Origin of the sequence: Actinosynnema pretiosum (assembly GCF_024171695.1) — a bacterium.
Lineage (GTDB): Bacteria > Actinomycetota > Actinomycetes > Mycobacteriales > Pseudonocardiaceae > Actinosynnema > Actinosynnema pretiosum.
The window spans coordinates 331,388-347,992 of sequence record NZ_JAMTCF010000002.1 but is presented as its reverse complement, the minus strand read 5'-3'; the positions used below and the strand labels follow the sequence as shown (position 1 = coordinate 347,992).

Sequence of the window (16,605 nt, the reverse complement as noted above, 5' to 3'; positions counted from 1 at the left end):
TCGGCCGCCACTGCACGGTCGGCCAACGCGAGGGAGCGGGCGGATGTCCTCTGCGCACAGCGGGTTCGGACAGGGGCGGGGCGTCTTCCGGCGCAAACCCGTCCTGGAGGGCGACAGCCCGCACCAGAGCGGCGGTCTCACCAGGACGCTCGGCCTCTGGCAGCTCACCGCCATCGGCGTCGGCGGCATCATCGGCGCCGGGATCTTCTCGCTCGCGGGCGCGGTCGCCAACAAGACCGCCGGTCCCGCCGTGCTCATCTCGTTCCTCGTCGCGGGCATCGCCAGCGCCGCCGCCGCGTTCTCCTACGCCGAGTTCGCAGGCCTCATCCCGCAGGCGGGCTCGGCCTACACCTACGGCTACGCCGTGCTCGGGGAGATCGTCGGCTGGTTCATCGGCTGGGACCTGCTGCTGGAGTACACCGCGATCGTGGCCGTGGTCGCGATCGGCATCTCCGGCTACTTCAACGAGCTCCTCAGCCTCCTCGGGCTGCACCTGCCCGAGTGGATGCTCGGCGCGCCCGGAACCGAGTCCGGCGACGCCACCCCCGGCAGCTACAAGGTGAACCTGTTCGCCGCGCTGCTGTGCCTGCTGATCGCGTTCGTCCTCAACCAGGGCATGAAGAACGCCGCCCGCTTCGAGACCACCCTCGTCTACCTCAAGGTCGCGGTGGTCCTGCTGGTCGTGGTGGTCGGCGCGTTCCACGTCGACACCGCCAACTACGACCCGTTCTTCCCGTTCGGGATCTCCGGCGCCCTCACCGGCGCGGCCACGGTGTTCTTCGCCGTCTTCGGCTACGACGCGATGAGCACGGCCGCCGAGGAGTCCACCGACTCGCGCAAGCACATGCCCAAGGCGATCCTGTACTCCCTGGCGATCTCGATGGTGCTGTACGTGCTGGCCTGCCTGGTGCTGACCGGCATGGTCCCGTACTCGCAGGTGGACACCGAGAGCGCGTTCGCCACCGCCTTCGCCGACGTCGGCCTCCCCGCGCTGGGGATCGTCATCTCGGTGGGCGCGGTCCTGGGCATCACGACGGTGCTGTTCACGTTCCTCATGGGCGCCGCCCGCGTCGGCTACTCGATGAGCCGCGACGGGCTGCTCCCCCGCTGGTTCGCCAAGACCCACCCGACCAAGCACGTCCCCACCCGCACCACCTGGGTGCTGGGCGTGGCGTCCGCCGTGATCGCCGGGTTCCTGCCGATCGCGGAGGCCGCCGAGCTGACCAACATCGGCATCCTGCTGGCGTTCGTCGTGGTGTGCGTCGCGGTGATCGTGCTGCGCTACCGCAGGCCGGACCTGCCGCGCACGTTCCGCACGCCGGGGATGCCGGTGGTGCCGATCGTCGGCGTGGTGTTCTCGCTGTGGCTGATCACCTTCCTGGCCCCGGAGACGTGGCTGCGGTTCGCGGTGTGGTTCGCCATCGGCCTGGTCGTCTACTACGCCTACGGCAAGCGGCACTCGGCGCTGGCGAACGGGGACAGCGAGAACAGCGGGGACAGCAAGAACAGCTCAGGCTGACCCGCACCACCGGTCGACCACGTCGGCCAGCACGCCCAGCGGCAGCGGGCCGCCGCGCAGCACCAGGTCGTGGAACGCCCTGATGTCGAACGCGGCCCCCAGCCGGTCGTGCGCCACCCCGCGCAGGCGCTGGATCTCCAGCCGCCCCACCATGTACGACAGCGCCTGCGCGGGCGCCTCGATGTACCGGTCCACCTCGGCCTGGACGTCCGCCTCCGGCGCGGCCGTGCTCGCCCGCAGGTACTCGACGGCCCGCTCCCGCGTCCACCCGAGCGCGTGCATCCCGGTGTCGACCACGAGCCTGGCCGCGCGCAGCGAGTCCGCGCTGAGCATCCCCAACCGGGCGAGGTCGCCGCTGTAGAGCCCCATCTCGTCGGCCAGCCGCTCCGCGTACAGCCCCCACCCCTCCAGGTAGGCCTCGAACGCGGCGAACCGGCGCAGCGGTGGCAGGTCGGTCAGCTCCTGGGCCAGCGAGATCTGGAAGTGGTGCCCCGGCACACCCTCGTGGAACGCGACCGCCTCGGCGCTGACCCGGTTCCGCTCGGCCGCCCGGTGGGTGTTGACGAAGTAGGTGCCCGGTCTGCTGCCGTCCATCGCCGGGTCGACGTAGTAGGCCAGCGGCGCGTTGGGGGCCTCGTCGTCGGGCACGGTGGCGACCGCGCAGCGCTTGGCGGGCACGGACCCGAACCACTCCCCCGCCGCCAGCTCGGCGCGCGCGAGGACCCGCTCGGCCAGCGCGACCATCTCGGCGCCGTCGGTCCAGCGCAGCGCGGGGTCCGCGATCAGCCTGGCCCGCACCCCGGCCGCCCGCTCGCACGCGCTCGCCCCCGGCAGCGGCCCGAACACGCGCGTCCCGATCTCCTCGTACTCGCGGTCCAGCTCGGCCACCAGCCCGAGGCCGATCTCGTGCAGCTCGCGGGCGGTGCGCTCGGTGGTGGTGTACGCGGCGACCAGCCCCTCGTAGTGCCGCTCGCCGTCGGCCAGCCAGCACAGGCCGGGCTCGTCGGCGCTCCGCCCGCGCGGCGCGACGTGCTCGCGCAGCACGTCCCGGTAGCGGGCGAGGGCGGGGTCGACCAGGTCGGTGATCAGCCGATCGCGCTCGGCGGCGCGGGCCTCGGACAGCGGCGGGAGGCGCAGCGGGCCGACCGGGTCGGCGAGGTGGCGGTCGAGCCGGGTGACGGCGGCGGCGACCAGGTGGGCCAGCGGGCGGCGGTCGGAGTCGAGCTGGCGGGTGGCCAGCGCCTCCAGGTAGCCGGGGACGGCGCGCAGGCGGGTCAGGTAGTCGAGCTCGCCCTGTCCGGGCGCGGGTCTGACCATGGACAGCGAGGTGAGCAGCAGCGGCACGGGGGCGTTGAAGCCCTCGGCGTGGGTGTGCTCGACCAGGCGCGCCCCGAGCTTGGCGACCGTTCCGGTGGCCTGCTGGGCGACGACGGCCCTGGTGATCGGGTCGTCGTCGCCCTCGGCGGCGCGGGCGGCCAGCTCGCCCGCGCGGCGCGCGGCCCCGGCCTCGGCCGCCGCGCTCGGGTCGGGCAGCCGGTCGTCCCACCCCGGCACCCCGATGAGGGTCGCCATGAGCGGGTCCGAGGTCAGGACCAGGGTGAACAGGTCGTCGGCTAACTCGCGCGCGGTCGTCACGGGCACATTGTCACCGCGCGGGCCTCGCTAGAGCGGGCGAATCCGCGCGTTGGCCTGCGCGATGGCCTCGACGGCCTGCCCGTTCAGGTCGGCCACCAGCTGGGCGGCCGGGACCGAACGGGCCAGGGGGTACGCCTGCCCGGCCCACATCGACATCAGCTCGGGGTCGCCGGACGCGCGGATCGGCTTGGTCAGGTGGTGCACCCTCGGGTAGGCGGCCGGGGCGTGCGGGGTGTGCTCGGTGAGGAACCGGTTGACCAGCCCGCGCGCGGGCCTGCCGCTGAACGCCCTGGTCAGCGCGGTGCGGCGGGCGCCTTCGGCGATGGCCCGGCGGTGCGCGGGCGCGGTGCCCGCCTCGGGGCAGGCCAGGAACGCGGTGCCGAGCTGCGCGGCGACCGCCCCGGCGGCGACGACGGCGGCCACGTCCGCGCCGTGCGCGATGCCGCCCGCCGCGATCAGCGGGAGCCCGACGCGGGCCCTGACCAGGCGCAGCGCGGTGAGCAGGCCGAGCAGCTCGCCACCGCCGGGGCTGCGGCCGTCGTCGGAGAAGGTGCCCCGGTGGCCACCGGCGTCGACGCCCTGCACGCACAGCGCGTCCACGCCGACCCGCGCGGCCTGCTCGGCCTCGGCGGGGGCGGTGACGGTGGCGACGGTGGTGGAGCCCGCCGCGCGCAACCGGTCCACGTCGGAGGCGGAGGGCAGGCCGAACGTGAACGAGACCACCGGGACGCGCAGCGCCAGGACCAGTTCCAGCTTGGCCGGGTAGGAGTCGTCGTCCCAGCGCGGCTCGCCCGGTTCCAGGCCGGACTCCTCGACCAGAAGCCGCCGGTAGGCGCGCGCCGCGTCGGCGCCGGAGTCCGGGCCGGGCACGAACAGGTTGACGCCGAACGGCGCGGAGGACAGCGCGGTGGTGCGGGCGATGCGGTCGGCCAGCGCGTCGGCGCCCAGGTAGCCCGCCGGAAGGAAGCCGAGACCGCCCGCGCCGCCCACGGCGGCGACGAGCTCGGGGGTGGACGGGCCGCCCGCCATCGGGGCGGCGATCACCGGGACCGGGAGCGATTCCAGCAGCATGGTCGGAGGCTAGTCCGGTTCGGCGCGCTCGCCCGTGGGGAGAGGCGGAGTTCACCGCCCCTCCCCACGGGGCGCCGCCGTCAGGGCAGGGTCTTCAGGTGCGGGGCCACGGTGTTCGAGAACTGCCAGTTCGCGGTGGCGTCCCAGTTGATCGACCACGTCATGGCGCCCCGGATGCCGGGCCAGGTCTTCGCGGGCTTGAAGCTCCCGCAGCTCGTGCCCTTGGCCAGGCAGTCCAGCGCGGCGTTGACGTTGGCGGGCGACTGGTAGCCGCCGCCCGCGGCCGAGCCGGAGGACGGCAGGCCGAGGCCGACCTGGTCGGGCCGCAGCCCGTTCTCCAGCTGCACGCAGGCCAGCGACACGAGGAAGTCCACGCTGCCCTGCGAGTAGACCTTCTGGTCGCAGCCGAGCATCGCGCCGGAGTTGTAGAACTGCATGTTGACGACGGTGAGGATGTCCTTCACCGCGAGCGCCAGCTTGAAGTACTCGGTCCCGGTGGACTGCATGTCGATGGTCTGCGGGGCCATCGTGATGATCTTGCCGCCCGCCGCGTGGATCGCGCGCAGCGCCGGGGCCATGTGGGTGGCGTTGACGCCGTTCTCCAGGTCGACGTCCACGCCGTCGAAGCCGTAGGAGGCCACCAGGTCCTTGACGCTGCTCGCGAAGTTCGCCGACGCGGTCGAGTCGCCCACGGAGATGGTGCCGCGCTCGCCGCCGACCGAGATGATGACCTTCTGGCCGCGCGACTGGAGGGTCTTCACGTCCGCCTTGAACTGGGCGTCGGTGTAGCCGCCGAGCTTGGCCGCGAGACCGGGGTCGAGGGTGAACGAGACGGCGCCGGGCCTGGTCGGGACCGCGTCCGCGAACGAGACCGCCACGACGTCGTAGGCGCGCGGCACGTCGGCGAGCTTGAGCGCCTTCGAGCCGTTGTCGAAGTTGTGCCAGTACCCGGTGAGCAGGTGCTTGGGCAGCGCCGGGTCGGGCTGGCCGGGGTTGTTCGACGTCGTCGTCGTGGTCGGCGGCGTCGTGGTGGTGGGCTTGGTGGTGGTCGTGGTCGGCTTCGTGGTGGTGACCGGCGGGGTCGTGGTGGTGGGCTGCGTGCCGCCGGGGCCGTCCAGGACGACGTCGTCGGCGTAGTAGGTCGGCTGGCCGTACCAGCCGTGCAGGTAGACCGTCGCGCTCGTGGCGCTCGGGCCGGTGGTGAAGCTGAGCTTGAGCTCGGAGAACCCGGTGGAGCCGGGCGTCCAGATGTTCTTGTCGTCGCCGCCGGTGCCGCTCACGCCCAGGTAGACGTAGCTGCCCTGGACCCACGCCGACAGGGAGTAGGCGGTGTTCGGGCGCACCTGGACGGTCTGGGAGCAGCGGGCGTTGTCCGAGCCCTCGGGGGTCGCGGACAGCGCGTGCGAGCCGCTGCGCTTGGGCGAGGTCACGGCGGAGGACTTGCCGGAGCAGGTCCAGCCGCTGGTGGAGCCGGTGTCGAAACCGGCGTTGGAGACGAGGTTCGCGGCCGACGCGCTCCCCGAGGCGAGCAGGATCGCCCCGGTGATCGTCAGCGCTGCCGCGGTCAGGGCGCCCAGCGCCCTCGCGGTCTTTCCAGCCACAGGCCACCTCAGCAGGGTTTGGTGGTTTCGCGGACGTCCGGCCGGTCGACCGGACACCGCCAAAGTGGACTAGACCAATGTGGGCTGTCAAGGATCGTGACGACGTGTGACCATCGGTGGCATGGCTTTCACGGTGCAGAACGCGGTCGAGATCGCCCGGAACGCCCACGCCGGGCAGGTGGACAAGTCGGGGCAGCCGTACATCGGCCACCCGCTGCGGGTCATGGGCCGGGTGGAGGGCGAGCACGCGCGGATGGCCGCCGCGCTGCACGACGTGCTGGAGGACACGCCCGTCACCGCCGAGGACCTGCTGGCCGCCGGGTGCCCGCCCGAGGTGGTCGCCACGGTCGTCGCGCTGACCCACCTGCCGGACGAGCCGCAGGAGGCGTACCTGGCGCGGGTCGTGGCCGACCCGGTGGCCCCCGTCGTCAAGCGCGCGGACATCGCCGACAACACCTCGCCGGAGCGGACGGCGAAGCTCGACGAGGCCACCCGGACGCGCTTGGCGGCCAAGTACGCACGCGCGGTGCACCTGCTGGACACACTCCGTTGACCGGGGCCCCGATAGTGCGTCGCAGCTCACGCGTAGATCACTCGATCTATGCCCTGAAGTGCGGCATCATAGTAAGTGAACCGATACAGAAAGACCGACCCGAAAGGTGTCATGAACGCCATCAAGACCGTCCGGACCTACTTCGCCACCCGGCGGGAGCTGCGCAGGCGGGACAAGGCCCTCGCCAACGAGCTCGCCGCGTACGACACCCCGAGCGCCCGGCTCGACCTGGAAGCCGTCCTCGCCCGCAACTCCTCGAACGAGGCGCGCGAGCTCGAGGCGATGCTCCGCCTGCAGGCGCTGCACGGCCTGGTCCGCCACTACCGCTGACCGGCTAGATAAAAACGAGGGCTCAGGACACAGTGGTCCTGAGCCCTTCCGTCTTTTCCGGGGACTTCTCGGGGACTTTCGGAGAACTTCCCAGGCACTTCCCGCAGGTCGACCGCGTGCAGGTCGAGCGGGCGCCGAGCGGGCTCAGCGCCAGCCGTGCCGCTCCCGCACCGCGTCCACGACCAGCGAGAACCGCTCCGGCTCCAGGATCGAGCCCTCCCGGCGGATGTCGTCCTCGGACAGCTCGAACACCCGGTCCAGCCGCAGGTAGGACTGCCGCCCGTCGCGGTCCCAGCGGCCGGAGCCCAGCTCCACGTGGTCGTCGTACTCCGCGGGGTGGTCCGGCGCCCTGCCGGTCAGCATCATCGCCAGCAGCCCGCCGCGCGCGTTGCGCCCCACCACCAGCAGCGGCCGGTCCTTGCCCCGGCTCGCGTCCTCCTCGTAGGGCACCCAGGCCCACACGATCTCCCCCGGATCGGCGAGGCCGTCCAGCTCCGGGGAGTACTCCAGCCTCGCCGCTCGATCGGGTCGGTAGACCTCGCGGACCGCGCCCCGCTCGGGCTTCGGGTCCTCTCCGTTCGCGTACATCCCGAGAGCCTAAGCGCCCGGCCGAGCACGCACCCGGTCCGCCGGTGCCGGAGCGTGCGAGAATGGGGTGATTCCCCCTGTCCTTTTCCTTGTGCGAGGAACCTGAGTGAGCACGTTCGCCGACCAGACGTTCACGCCTCCGGAGCTCATCCGGAACTTCTGCATCATCGCGCACATCGACCACGGCAAGTCCACCCTGGCCGACCGGATGCTGCAGCTCACCGGCGTGGTCGAGGAGCGGGCGATGCGCGCGCAGTACCTCGACCGCATGGACATCGAGCGCGAGCGCGGCATCACGATCAAGGCGCAGAACGTGCGCCTGCCGTGGGCCGTGAACGGGACCGACCACGTCCTGCACATGATCGACACGCCGGGTCACGTCGACTTCACCTACGAGGTGTCCCGCGCGCTGGAGGCGTGCGAGGGCGCGGTCCTGCTCGTGGACGCCGCGCAGGGCATCGAGGCCCAGACGCTGGCCAACCTGTACCTGGCGATGGAGAACGACCTCACCATCATCCCGGTGCTGAACAAGATCGACCTGCCCGCGGCCGACCCGGACAAGTACGCCAAGGAGATCGCCCACATCGTCGGGTGCGACCCGGACGAGGTGCTGCGCGTCTCGGCCAAGACGGGCCTTGGCGTCGGCGACCTGCTGGACGAGGTCGTGCGCAAGGTGCCCGCCCCCGTCGGCGACGCCGAGGCCCCGGCCAGGGCGATGATCTTCGACTCGGTGTACGACACGTACCGGGGCGTGGTGACCTACATCAGGGTCGTCGACGGCAAGATCACCCCGCGCGAGCGGATCAAGATGATGTCCACCGGCGCCACGCACGAGCTGCTGGAGGTCGGGATCATCTCGCCCGAGCCCAAGCCCAGCAGGGGCCTGGGCGTCGGCGAGGTCGGCTACCTGATCACCGGCGTGAAGGACGTGCGCCAGTCCAAGGTCGGCGACACCGTGACCTGGGACAAGAAGGGCGCCACCGAGCCGCTGGCGGGCTACCGCGAGCCGAGGCCGATGGTGTACTCGGGCCTGTACCCGGTCGACGGCTCGGACTACCCGGTGCTGCGCGAGGCGCTGGAGAAGCTCCAGCTCAACGACGCGGCGCTGACCTTCGAGCCGGAGACGTCGGCGGCGCTGGGCTTCGGCTTCCGCTGCGGGTTCCTCGGCCTGCTGCACCTGGAGATCACCCGCGACCGCCTGGAGCGCGAGTTCGACCTCGACCTGATCTCGACCGCGCCGAACGTGGTGTACCGGGTCGTGATGGAGGACGGCGCCGAGCACGTGGTGACCAACCCGTCGGACTGGCCGGACGGCAAGCGCGCCGAGGTGTACGAGCCGGTCACCCGGTGCACGATCATCGCGCCGAGCGACTACATCGGCGCGATCATGGAGCTGTGCCAGGCCAAGCGCGGCCAGCTGGGCGGCATGGACTACCTGTCCGAGGACCGCGTGGAGCTGCGCTACACGATGCCGCTCGGCGAGATCATCTTCGACTTCTTCGACGCGCTGAAGTCCCGCACGCGCGGGTACGCGTCGCTGGACTACGAGGAGTCGGGCGAGCAGGAGTCCGAGCTGGTCAAGGTCGACATCCTGCTGCAGGGCGAGGCGGTGGACGCGTTCAGCGCGATCGTCCACAAGGACCACGCGTACGGGTACGGCACGCGGATGGCGACGAAGCTGCGCGAGCTGATCCCGAGGCAGCAGTTCGAGGTGCCGATCCAGGCGGCGGTGGGCTCTCGGGTGATCGCCCGCGAGACGATCCGCGCGATCCGCAAGGACGTGCTGGCGAAGTGCTACGGCGGTGACATCACCCGCAAGCGCAAGCTGCTGGAGAAGCAGAAGGAGGGCAAGAAGCGCATGAAGATGGTCGGCCGCGTGGAGGTCCCCCAGGAGGCCTTCGTGGCCGCGCTCTCCACGGACGACGCGAAGGAGAAGGGGAAGAAGTAGTTCCCTGGTTTGGCGCGGAGGGCGGCACCCGAGTCGGGTGCCGCCCTTCGGCGTTCGTGGGGGTGGAGGGGCAAGAGCTGAAGGGCTCGCCTCGCCGGCGGGGCAGGCCTCCAAAAACGAGGGGGACGAGCTCTGCCGGCCGGTGGCTGTTGGGGCGGTGGTCCCGTTTACCACTGCGGTGGGTGGGGTCCCTCGTCTCCGTTTGGCCTCCTTTCAGGCAAGCACACTCGTCAAGACGCCGTACGGCTCGGGCGGTCTGCCGTGGCGGTGCGGCGGCATCTTGACGAGCGTGCTCGGGCTTCGCCAGGCCAAACGGAGACGAGGGACGCGGGATGGGCTGGCTGCGGGCTCGCTGCGCTCGCCCCGCAGCCCGCTAGGTTCTGTCGTCAAATGTCACGCCCACATCAGGAGTGATGCGAGGGTGACGGCTGCTGTATAGGACTCGGCGGTCTTGTCGTAGCGGGTGGCGATGCCGCGCCACTGCTTGAGGCGGTTGAAGCATCGTTCCACTACGTTGCGGTGCTTGTGGATCTCGCGGTCGAAGCCCGGCGGGCGGCCTCCGCGACTGCCCCGCCGGGCCCGGTTGCGGACCTGGTCGGCCCGCTCGGGAATCGTGTGGGCGATGCCTCGGCGGCGAAGCCAGGCGCGGATCGCCTTCGAGCTGTAGCCCTTGTCGCCCAGGACGTGATCGGGCCGGACCCTGGGCCGCCTCCGGCCGGTCCGTGGTACCCGGATCGCCTCCATGACGGTGGTGAACCGGGTGCAGTCGTTGATGTTGCCGCCCGTGACGACGAACGCGAGCGGACGGCCCCGGCCGTCGCAGGCGAGATGGATTTTGCTGGTCAGGCCACCTCTGGACCGGCCGAGGGCCGGGTCGCGGAGCCCCCTTTTCGGGCCCCGGCCGCGTGTTGGTGGGCCCGGACGACGGTGGAGTCGAGGGACACCAGCCAGTCGACGTCGCCTGCCGCGTCCGCTTGCGCCTGGGCGGCCCGCAGCATCCGGTCGAACGTGCCGTCCGCCGCCCACCTGCGGAAACGGGTGTGCAGCGTCGCCCACGGGCCATAGCGCTCGGGCACGTCCCGCCAGGCCGTCCCGGTCCGGAACTTCCACACGATCCCGTTCAGGACCCTGCGGTCGTCCAGCCTTTTACGTCCCCGCGACGACTCGGGCAGCAGCGGCCGGACGAACTCCCACTCGGCGTCCGACAGTTCATGGCGACGTATCACAACACCATGATCCACCAGCAACGATCATTTGAAGACATGCCCTAGTGCGGTGAGCTTGCAGCCCGCGAGGCGGTGAGCTTGCAGCCTGCTAGTGCTTGGGTTTGGGCTTTCACGCCAACCGGGTGATCTCCACCGTCACCGCCAGGCCCGACGAGGCGCCGCCCGAGTAGATGCCCTTCAGCGGTGGCACGTCCGCGTAGTCGCGGCCGTGCGCCACCCACACGTGCCTCGGCCCCACCGGGATCGCGTTCGTCGGGTCGTGGCCCCACCAGCCGCCGGTCCACGCCTCCACCCACGCGTGGCTCTCGCCGTGCACCGTCTCGCGCACCGCCCCGTCCGGCTTGGTGTGCAGGTACCCCGACACGTACCGCGCGGGCACGCCCATCGCGCGCAGCAGCACCAGGGTCAGGTGCGCGAAGTCCTGGCACACGCCCTCCCCCGCCCGCAGCGCGTCGATCGCCGAGCTGTGCACCCCGGTCGTCCCCGACTGGTACCGCAGCCGCTCGTGCGCCCACGCGCTCGCCGCGAGCACCGCGTCCGCGGGCTGCCGCCCCTTGCGCAACGAGCGCGCCACCGCCGCCAGCTCCCGGTCGACCGGCACGTACCGCGTCGGTCCCAGGAACTCCGTGTACCGGTCCAGCAGCGAGTCCGCCCGCAGGTCCGCCCACGTCGCGGTCCGGACCGGCTCCTCCTCGCTCCCGGTCTCCACCACCGACGACGCCACGACCTTCAGCTCCACGTGCGGCGCGTGCAGGTCGAACGAGGTCACCTCGGTGCCCCAGTAGTCGGTGTACCGGTAGGCGCGGGTGGCGGGCGTGGTCTCCACCCTGGACACCACCACGTTCTGCCGCCGGTCGGCGCGCGGGGTCATCCGCGCCTCGTTGTAGGACTGGGTGACCGGCAGGTCGTACCGGTACCCGGTGGTGTGCACCACGCGCACGCGCCAGCTCATCTAGTGCACCTCGGCGTTCGTCCAGGCCACCCAGGACGCGGTGTGGAAGTACTGCTGGGACACCGCCTCGCCGACCTCGCGGACGGTGGCCTGGAGCGCGGCCAGCCTGCGCGGCAGGTCGTCCAGCAGGTCGTGCGGGCGCAGGAACTCCAGGTCGCTGCGGGCCCGGCCGAGCAGCCGCAGCGCCTCCGCGCGCGCCCCGACGCGCACGGTCGGCTGGTGGTCGAGCTGCTCCAGGCACGCCTCGGCCTGCCGCAGGGCGTGGAACACCGAGCGCGGGAACAGCCGGTCCAGCAGCAGGAACTGCACGACGCGCCCGGCGTCCAGCGCGCCCCGGTAGGTGCGCAGGTAGGTGTCGTGGGCCCCGGCCGAGCGCAGCACGGTCACCCAGCCGGGCGAGGACGCGCGGTCGCCGACGCGGGACAGCAGCAGGCGCACGATCATGTCGACCCGCTCGACCGACCGCCCCAGCACCAGGAACCGCCAGCCGTCGTCGCGGCTCATCGTGGAGTCGGCGAGCCCGGCGAACATCGCGGCCCGCTCCTCCACGAACGCGAAGAACGCGTGCGGCCCCATCGCGCGGGCGTACGCCTGCCGCTCCTCGACGGCGTTGTACATGGCGTTGAGGCACTCCCACATCTCGGTGGAGACGACCTCGCGCGCGCCCCTGGTGTTCTCGCGGGCGCTGTTGACGGAGGCGACGATGGACCCGGCGTTGTCCTCGGAGTAGGCGACCAGCTCGGTCAGCGACCACACGTCCAGGCTGAGCCCGGCGGGCGGCGCGATGCCGAGGACGGCGAGCAGCCTGCGGCTGGTGCTGTCCGGGTCGACGGTGGCGTCCTCCAGCAGCTGGTGCACCGAGACGTCGAGGATGCGGGCGGTGTCGTCGGCGCGCTCCACGTAGCGGCCGATCCAGTACAGCGACTCGGCGTTGCGGGCGAGCATCAGGCCTCCTTCGCGGACTGCTGCTGCTGTTGCTGCTGCTGGGCGGTGGTCAGCTCGGGACCGCGCTCGGCGGCGGGCGAGTCGACGCCCGCCTGCGCGACCAGTCCCGGCTCGGCCAGCTCGCGCTCCACGGTGGACGAGCGCGCGGCCAGCACCCAGGTGTCCTTGGAGCCGCCGCCCTGCGAGGAGTTCACGATCAGGCTGCCCTCGGGCAGCGCGACGCGGGTGAGGCCGCCGGGCAGCACGAACACGAAGTTCCCGTCGTTGACCGCGAACGGCCGCAGGTCCACGTGCCGGGGCGCGAGCCGGTCGCCGATCTTGGTGGGCACGGTCGACAGCTGCACCACCGGTTGCGCGATCCAGCCGCGCGGGTTGGCGCGGATGCTGCGGCGCAGCGCGTTCAGCTCCTTCGCGGTGGCCTGCGGGCCGAACACGATGCCGTAGCCGCCGGAGCCCTCGACGGGTTTCACGACCAGCTCGTCCAGCGAGTCCAGCACGTGGCCGCGCTCGTCGGGCAGCCAGCAGCGGTAGGTGTCCACGTTGGGCAGCAGCGGTTTCTCGCCCAGGTAGTACTCCAGGATCTCGGGCAGGTAGGTGTAGACGAGCTTGTCGTCGGCGACGCCGTTGCCGACCGCGTTGGCGATGACGACGTTGCCCGCGCGGGCCGCGTTGAGCAGCCCGGCGACGCCGAGGACCGAGTCGGGGCGCAGGTGCACCGGGTCCAGGAACGTGTCGTCGATGCGCCGGTAGATCACGTCGACCTGCCGCTCGCCCTCGGTGGTGCGCAGGTAGACGAGGTTGTCGCGGCAGAACAGGTCGCGGCCCTCGACCAGCTCGACGCCCATCTGGCGGGCCAGCAGGGAGTGCTCGAAGTAGGCCGAGTTCGCGACGCCGGGGGTGAGCACGACGACGGTCGGGTCGGCGGCGTTGGGGGCGGCGGCGTTGCGCAGGGCGCGCAGCAGGTGCACGGCGTAGTCGCCGACCGAGCGGACCCGGTGCTGGGCGAACAGGTCCGGGAAGACGCGCGCCATGGTGCGGCGGTTCTCCATCACGTAGGACACCCCGGACGGGGAGCGCAGGTTGTCCTCCAGCACCCGGAACACGCCCGCCTCGTCGCGGACCAGGTCGACGCCGGAGACGTGCACGCGCACGCCGTTGGGCGGGTTGATCAGGGCGGCCTCGCGGTGGAAGTGCTCGCAGGAGGTGATGAGGCGGCGCGGGATCACCCCGTCGCGGACGATCTGGGCGTCGCCGTAGATGTCGGCGAGGAACATCTCCAGGGCGCGGACCCGCTGCACGATGCCGCGTTCGAGCTTGCTCCACTCGCCCGCCGTGATGACGCGGGGGATGAGGTCGAGCGGGAACGGGCGCTCCTGGCCGGACAGGGAGAACGTGATGCCCTGGTCGACGAAGGCGCGGTCGAGCGCCTCGGCGCGGGCGTTCAGCTCCGGGGCCCGCGAGGGGGCGATCGAGTCGTGGAGGGCGCGGTAGGCGGAGCGTACGGAGGCGTCGGCGCCGAACATCTCGTCGTACGCGCCCGCATGGGGGCGCCGGGGGTCGAGGTAGCCCTCGAACAGCTCGCCGAGCCGGGCCTCGGCGCGTGGCCCCGTGCGACGCAGCTGCGAGGTGCGGGGTCGGCTCTCGTCCATGGTCCACATCATTGACGTGGGCTTACCCGGTTCGCACCAGCCCGAAGCAGGTGGCAGCAGGACTGAAACACCGGGGAAACACGAGGTGATTTCGGGTGGTGCGGAAAGCGGTTTCCGGTGGTGGCGGGCGGCGGCGGGACCGGTGGGCCGCGCGGAGTCCGGCGGTGGGCGGCGGTCGGGCGAGAGGGGCGCGGCGGGACGGCGGTCGGGTGCTTCGGGCGGGGGAACGGGGGTGTCCCCGGCGGCCGATCGGGCGGGCGTCCCGGACCGTCCGGTGTGGACCGGCGTCGGGAACCAGCCGATCGGCCCAGCGCCGGCGACGGCCCGCAGGCCGCCTCGGCGGTGGGTCGGCGGTGGCACGGCGACGGCTCGGCGGGTCGCCCACCACCCGACGCACCCACCCGACGCACCCACCGGTCGCCCCGCCGCCGGGACGACCGGCCGCTCACCCGAGGTCGAGCTCCATCCGCCGGTGGTCGTGCTCGGCGGGGCCGACGTCGCGCCAGCCGAGGCGGGTGTAGAAGGCGCGGGCGCGGGCGTTGGGGGCGAACACGTGCAGCCAGGCGGTGGTGTTGTCCGCGCCGCGCAGGTCGTCGAGCGCGGCGTCGTGCAGCGCGCGGCCGACGCCCGTCCCCCAGTGCGGCGGGTCGACCTGGAGCTGGAGCAGCTCGCCGTCGAAGCTGACGAGCGCGAAGCCCGCCGGGACGCCGCCCACCTCGGCGCAGGTCCACAGCCGGTCGGGCCGGTCGTAGTCGAAGCCCTCGGCGCGCAGCCCCTCGGCCCACTCCACCAGCTCGGCCTCGGGGAGGTGGCCCTCGTAGTAGCTGCGACGGGCGCGGACGTAGAGCTCGACGAGCGGGGCGGTGTCGCGCCCGATCGGCCTGCGCAGGATCGGTTCCACGGCAGTGGGACGCGCCGCCGCGCCCACCGGTTGCCCCGCCTCCGCACCGGTCGCCCCGCCGGTCCCCCGCGAACCCGGAGTTGCGCGCACCCCCACCCAGGGTGCTATAAAAGTGATATCACTTTGCTAGAGCCGCCAAGGTGCGGCGAGGGGGAGAGGGGTGGCGCGATGAGCGTGACGACGAGCGAGGTGCAGGCGCGGATGCCGGCTCCGGCGGTGCGCGAGCACGAGCTGACGGGGGTGGGCGGCGCGCTCGTGGCCGTGGTGGGCTTCCTGGCCGTGCTCGGCGGCGCGGGGCTCGTCGCGCTGGGGGTCGCGCAGGCGGCCAACATCCCGCTGATCCTGGTGGGGGCCCTGGTCTCGGCGGTCGCCATGGTGGTGCTGGGCGGGCTGTTCACGGTCGCGCCGGGCGAGGCGCGCGTGGTCCAGTTCCTCGGCCGCTACACCGGCACGGTGCGCGCCGACGGCCTGCGCTGGACGAACCCGTTCACCACGAAGGCGAAGGTCTCCACCAGGATCCGCAACCACGAGACGACCACGCTGAAGGTCAACGACGCGGACGGCAACCCGATCGAGATCGCCGCCGTGGTGGTGTGGCAGGTCGACGACACCGCGCGGGCGATGTTCGAGGTGGACGACTTCGTGCAGTTCGTGGCCACCCAGACCGAGACCGCCGTCAGGCACATCGCGACCAGCTACCCGTACGACAACCACGACGAGGCCGGGCTGTCCCTGCGGGAGAACGCGGACGAGATCACCGAGACCCTGTCGGTCGAGATCGCGGCGCGGGTCCAGGCGGCCGGGGTCAAGGTCATCGAGTCGCGGCTGACGCACCTGGCGTACGCGCCGGAGATCGCCCAGGCCATGCTCCAGCGGCAGCAGGCGGGCGCGGTGGTCGCGGCCAGGTCGCGGATCGTGGAGGGCGCCGTGGGCATGGTGCAGCTGGCGCTGGACCGGCTCGCCGAGGAGGACGTGGTGGAGCTGGACGAGGAGCGGAAGGCGGCGATGGTGTCGAACCTGCTGGTGGTCCTGTGCGGTGACAAGGCGACGCAGCCCGTGGTCAACACGGGGTCGCTGTACCACTGACGTGGCCGAGCGCAAGAGCGTCCTGCTGCGCCTGGACCCGGCGGTGCACGACGCGCTGACCAGGTGGGCGAACGACGACCTGCGCAGCACGAACGCGCAAATCGAGTTCCTGCTCCGCCGGGCGCTGACCGAGGCGGGCAGGCTGCCCACGGGGACGGGCGCCCCGGCCCGCAGGGGCCGCCCCCGCAAGGCGGCGCGGAAGGACGACGACCAGCCGCAGGAACCCGATCCGACGACACCCCTGGAGCCGCCTCCCCGGAACGAGTGACTTCCCAGTCGGGGGGCTGGGAGGTCGGGGGCGGCGAAGGGGGACAAGGGGGAACTAGGGGGACACCGGCCCCGGCGTCACACCTCACCAGAGGTGGCCGCCGGGGCCGGCGCTTTTCCACGCGCGGGCTTCCACCACTCGCTCGCGCGGACAGCCTCAGCCCTCTCAGCCGCCTCAGCCACACCGGACAGCACGCCCCTGCCCCGCCCCAGCCTCCGCTTCCAGAGGCGCTCCGCCCCTCCCCGCCCCTCTCCGTTCCTTCACGAGTCACCCCTCCCCACAGCACCCGACCACCAGCCGCCCGCCATCGCCCACCCAACGCCGTCGCTCGCC

At 72.2% G+C, this 16,605-nt stretch carries 14 protein-coding genes and 1 pseudogene; 6 read left to right on the top strand and 9 right to left on the bottom strand.

The genetic code is table 11. The features are described 5' to 3' along the window. Positions 1–43: 43 nt before the first annotated feature. On the top strand, positions 44–1,519 hold the full coding sequence (locus tag LV78_RS04810) for an amino acid permease (RefSeq protein WP_253843502.1): 1,476 nt from the start codon (positions 44–46) through the stop codon (positions 1,517–1,519). On the opposite strand, the gene LV78_RS04805 is transcribed toward LV78_RS04810, so the two are convergent. The 3 genes from LV78_RS04805 to LV78_RS04795 all read right to left on the bottom strand — a co-directional run bounded on the left by LV78_RS04805 (position 1,511) and on the right by LV78_RS04795 (position 5,826). Beyond that, the gene (locus LV78_RS04805; RefSeq protein ID WP_253843501.1) at positions 1,511–3,154 is read right to left on the bottom strand and encodes a DUF885 domain-containing protein; all 1,644 of its coding nucleotides are present in this window, start codon (positions 3,152–3,154) and stop codon (positions 1,511–1,513) included. The two genes, LV78_RS04810 and LV78_RS04805, sit on opposite strands and share 9 nt — an antisense overlap. A 27-nt stretch (positions 3,155–3,181) precedes the next feature. Beyond that, positions 3,182–4,222 carry an NAD(P)H-dependent flavin oxidoreductase gene (locus LV78_RS04800; RefSeq protein ID WP_253843774.1) on the bottom strand — a complete coding sequence of 347 codons (1,041 nt, stop codon included), beginning with the start codon at positions 4,220–4,222 and terminating at the stop codon, positions 3,182–3,184. Positions 4,223–4,305: 83 nt separating this feature from the next. After that, positions 4,306–5,826, bottom strand: coding sequence for a chitinase (locus tag LV78_RS04795; protein ID WP_372494788.1), 1,521 nt, complete (start codon positions 5,824–5,826; stop codon positions 4,306–4,308). A gap of 121 nt (positions 5,827–5,947) precedes the next feature. On the opposite strand from LV78_RS04795, the gene LV78_RS04790 reads away from it, so the two are divergent. Further along, on the top strand, positions 5,948–6,379 hold the full coding sequence (locus LV78_RS04790; protein WP_253843500.1) for an HD domain-containing protein: 432 nt from the start codon (positions 5,948–5,950) through the stop codon (positions 6,377–6,379). A gap of 111 nt (positions 6,380–6,490) precedes the next feature. Further along, positions 6,491–6,709, top strand: a complete 219-nt coding sequence (locus LV78_RS04785; RefSeq protein WP_253843499.1) for a hypothetical protein — start codon at positions 6,491–6,493, stop codon at positions 6,707–6,709. A gap of 144 nt (positions 6,710–6,853) precedes the next feature. Here the strand turns inward: LV78_RS04785 and LV78_RS04780 are convergent, their stop codons facing one another. After that, positions 6,854–7,297, bottom strand: coding sequence for a type II toxin-antitoxin system PemK/MazF family toxin (locus tag LV78_RS04780; protein WP_253843498.1), 444 nt, complete (start codon positions 7,295–7,297; stop codon positions 6,854–6,856). A 106-nt stretch (positions 7,298–7,403) separates the two neighbouring features. Between LV78_RS04780 and lepA the strand changes: the two genes are divergently transcribed. Continuing rightward, positions 7,404–9,245 (top strand): translation elongation factor 4, encoded by a 1,842-nt coding sequence (gene lepA, locus LV78_RS04775; RefSeq protein ID WP_253843497.1) that lies wholly within the window; start codon positions 7,404–7,406, stop codon positions 9,243–9,245. Positions 9,246–9,638: 393 nt separating this feature from the next. On the opposite strand, the pseudogene LV78_RS04770 reads toward lepA, so the two are convergent. The 5 genes and pseudogenes from LV78_RS04770 to LV78_RS41480 form a co-directional block, all read right to left on the bottom strand. Then, positions 9,639–10,468: pseudogene (locus tag LV78_RS04770) on the bottom strand (IS5 family transposase). Between the two features lie 112 nt (positions 10,469–10,580). Beyond that, a complete protein-coding gene (locus LV78_RS04765) occupies positions 10,581–11,423 on the bottom strand; it encodes a transglutaminase family protein (protein WP_253843496.1) in 843 nt (280 codons plus the stop codon). After that, complete coding sequence (locus LV78_RS04760; protein WP_253843495.1) at positions 11,424–12,368, bottom strand: alpha-E domain-containing protein; 945 nt, start codon at positions 12,366–12,368, stop codon at positions 11,424–11,426. Next, positions 12,368–14,017, bottom strand: coding sequence for a circularly permuted type 2 ATP-grasp protein (locus tag LV78_RS04755; protein WP_253843494.1), 1,650 nt, complete (start codon positions 14,015–14,017; stop codon positions 12,368–12,370). The genes LV78_RS04760 and LV78_RS04755 overlap by 1 nt, the downstream gene beginning before the upstream one ends. Before the next feature lie 445 nt (positions 14,018–14,462). After that, positions 14,463–15,008 carry a GNAT family N-acetyltransferase gene (locus LV78_RS41480; protein WP_253843493.1) on the bottom strand — a complete coding sequence of 182 codons (546 nt, stop codon included), beginning with the start codon at positions 15,006–15,008 and terminating at the stop codon, positions 14,463–14,465. 78 nt (positions 15,009–15,086) lie between these two features. Between LV78_RS41480 and LV78_RS04745 the strand changes: the two genes are divergently transcribed. Together LV78_RS04745 and LV78_RS04740 are read left to right on the top strand one after the other, a co-directional pair. Further along, a complete protein-coding gene (locus LV78_RS04745; RefSeq protein ID WP_253843492.1) occupies positions 15,087–16,004 on the top strand; it encodes an SPFH domain-containing protein in 918 nt (305 codons plus the stop codon). Position 16,005: 1 nt separating this feature from the next. Then, on the top strand, positions 16,006–16,272 hold the full coding sequence (locus tag LV78_RS04740) for a type II toxin-antitoxin system antitoxin (protein ID WP_253843491.1): 267 nt from the start codon (positions 16,006–16,008) through the stop codon (positions 16,270–16,272). The last annotated feature ends 333 nt before the right edge of the window (positions 16,273–16,605 follow it).

Excerpts from the sequence above, each read along its gene's own strand:
- LV78_RS04790 (WP_253843500.1), top strand. The coding sequence starts at position 5,948 with ATGGCTTTCACGGTGCAGAACGCGGTCGAGATCGCCCGGAACGCCCAC.
- LV78_RS04780 (WP_253843498.1), bottom strand. The coding sequence starts at position 7,297 with ATGTACGCGAACGGAGAGGACCCGAAGCCCGAGCGGGGCGCGGTCCGC.
- LV78_RS04785 (WP_253843499.1), top strand. The coding sequence starts at position 6,491 with ATGAACGCCATCAAGACCGTCCGGACCTACTTCGCCACCCGGCGGGAG.
- LV78_RS04755 (WP_253843494.1), bottom strand. The coding sequence starts at position 14,017 with ATGGACGAGAGCCGACCCCGCACCTCGCAGCTGCGTCGCACGGGGCCA.
- LV78_RS04760 (WP_253843495.1), bottom strand. The coding sequence starts at position 12,368 with ATGCTCGCCCGCAACGCCGAGTCGCTGTACTGGATCGGCCGCTACGTG.
- LV78_RS04810 (WP_253843502.1), top strand. The coding sequence starts at position 44 with ATGTCCTCTGCGCACAGCGGGTTCGGACAGGGGCGGGGCGTCTTCCGG.
- LV78_RS04745 (WP_253843492.1), top strand. The coding sequence starts at position 15,087 with ATGAGCGTGACGACGAGCGAGGTGCAGGCGCGGATGCCGGCTCCGGCG.
- LV78_RS04765 (WP_253843496.1), bottom strand. The coding sequence starts at position 11,423 with ATGAGCTGGCGCGTGCGCGTGGTGCACACCACCGGGTACCGGTACGAC.